Consider the following 2021-nt stretch of genomic DNA (forward strand, 5'->3'; position numbering starts at 1 on the left):
CGTCGAGCGCTCGGCCGCAAGCCGGCGGTGGCGGTGTCCCGCCCGGCGGCGGTGCGTCCGGCTTGACCGGGACCGGCCTGATTTGAATATGCGACCCGCGCCGCCCGGCGGACGCGGGTCATCGCCAGCTCAAGAAGGGCGGCGTCGGTGATTTCGGCTCCATCCAGCCGATGCCTCCCGCGCCGCCCTTCGCATTTCTCCACCCGGTGGCCAAGGCGCCTGAGATGCAGGATCGCCTCGTAGAGCCGGGTTGCCGGCTCCGCCGTCGGACGGGCCGTCATGGATGCACCACCAGCACGACCAGCCGCTTCGGACCGTGGACGCCATAGGCCAGCGTCTGTTCGATGTCGGCGGTCTTGCTGGGGCCGGACACCAGCAGCACGTTGGTCGGCATCGCCGGCGCCCATCCCTGGTCGCGCATCGCCTGCAGGAAGGTGTCGTAGAGGGCGTCCGCACGCAGCAGCGCGATGTGGATGTGCGGGACCAGCGACAGGGTGCGCGGTTCCTCGGCCGTCGGCCACAGGATCAAGCTGCCGGTCTCGGCGATGGCGCCGCGGGTGGTGGTGAGGCCGGCTTCGATGGACTCGAACAGCTGGGACTTGAGGGCTTCGAGCGGACGGTCGTAGGGGATGACGGTGGTGGAGTCGGAGTCCCATCCTTTGACCAGCCTCTTCCCGGCTTCCGTCTCCGGCGCATAGAGCAGCGACCCCACCCCCTCGCGCGCCAGGAACTCACGCAGTACCGTCGGCCAATTGGTTTCGGTCGCGTCGAGAAACTCGGTATGCACCGCTTCCATCAGACGGCGGAGGCGGGGCAGGCGCTCCTCGTCCGTCCACTGCTTCGCCTCGATCGGCGTGAAGTCCGAGGCGGGTGGAGTCAATGGGTGGGCGTCGCGGGTGGCGCGCAGTCTCGCCAGGATGGAGGTGCGGGCGTCAGACATCGGGAACCCCTTTGGCGCGGGCGAGGTCGTGCAGGGTGCGGCCGGAGAACCGCGGCTTGGTGCGGACATTCGTCCACTCCTTCAGCAATGGCAGCGACGAGGGGGCCGCATTGCCCAGCTTGCTCATCGCCGCCGTGGCGATGCGGTAGGCGGTGGGGGAGGCGTTCATCGCCGCCCAGCCGCTCCATACCATCGCCTCGGCTTTGCTGGCCTTGGCGCCGCCATCCTTCACAGCACCGCCGGGCTTCACCGCCTCGACCCGCAGCCGCCCCATGATCTCGACGATGGGAATCTTCACCGGGCAGATCTCGACGCAGGCGTTGCACATGGTGCAGGCGTGGGGCATGGCGCCGCGCTTGGCCAGCCCCTCGATCTGCGGCACCAGGATCTTGCCGATGGGTCCGGGATAGGGCGCTTCATAGGCGTGGCCGCCGACCTTGGTGTAGACCGGGCAATGGTTCATGCAGGCACCGCAGCGGATGCAGCGCAGCGTGTCGCGCAGTTCCGGGTCGGCGTAGATGCTGGAGCGGCCATTGTCGAGGATGACCAGATGCACCTCGCGCGGGCCATCCTTCTCGCCCGGCTTGCGGGGGCCGGAGATCATGTTGACGTAGGTGGTGATCGGCTGGCCGGTGGCGGAGCGCGGCAGCAGGCTGATGACCGGCGGCACGTCCTCCAGCTTTTCCACCACCTTCTCCAGCCCCATGAAGGCGATGTGGACCGGCGGCACCGTGGTGCACATGCGTCCGTTGCCCTCATTCTCGATCAGGCAGAGGGTGCCGGTTTCCGCCACTGCCGCATTGACGCCGGACATGCCGACGTCGGCGGCCTGGAACTTGGCGCGCAGAACCCGGCGGGCGAGGTCGGTCAGATAGGCCGCATCCTCCCGGCTTTCGGCATCCTTGATCTTGCGTTTGAACAGATGGGCGATCTGTTTGGTGTTCAGGTGGATCGCCGGCATGATGATGTGCGACGGCATGGTGCCGTCCAGCTGCACAATGTATTCGCCGAGATCGCTTTCCAGAACCTCGATGCCGTCCTTTTCCAGGACGGCGTTCAGGTGCATCTCCTCCGTCACCAT

At 67.4% G+C, this 2021-nt stretch carries 3 protein-coding genes; all 3 read right to left on the reverse strand.

The window, feature by feature from the left end; all coding sequences use genetic code 11:
• Nucleotides 1-281, reverse strand: a 281-nt coding sequence (locus I71_RS34055) for a hypothetical protein (RefSeq protein ID WP_042704722.1), incomplete at its 3' end; no start/stop codon positions are given.
• Nucleotides 278-940: a lactate utilization protein C gene (locus I71_RS34060; protein WP_042704723.1), complete on the reverse strand. Its 663-nt coding sequence runs from the start codon at nt 938-940 to the stop codon at nt 278-280. The genes I71_RS34055 and I71_RS34060, both read right to left, overlap by 4 nt.
• A partial coding sequence (locus tag I71_RS34065) for a lactate utilization protein B (RefSeq protein WP_042704725.1) occupies nt 933-2021 on the reverse strand: 1089 nt, incomplete at its 5' end. The genes I71_RS34065 and I71_RS34060, both read right to left, overlap by 8 nt.

The organism is Azospirillum sp. B506, assembly GCF_000333595.1.
Taxonomy (GTDB): Bacteria; Pseudomonadota; Alphaproteobacteria; order Azospirillales; family Azospirillaceae; genus Azospirillum.

Excerpts from the sequence above, each read along its gene's own strand:
- I71_RS34060 (WP_042704723.1), bottom strand. The coding sequence starts at position 940 with ATGTCTGACGCCCGCACCTCCATCCTGGCGAGACTGCGCGCCACCCGC.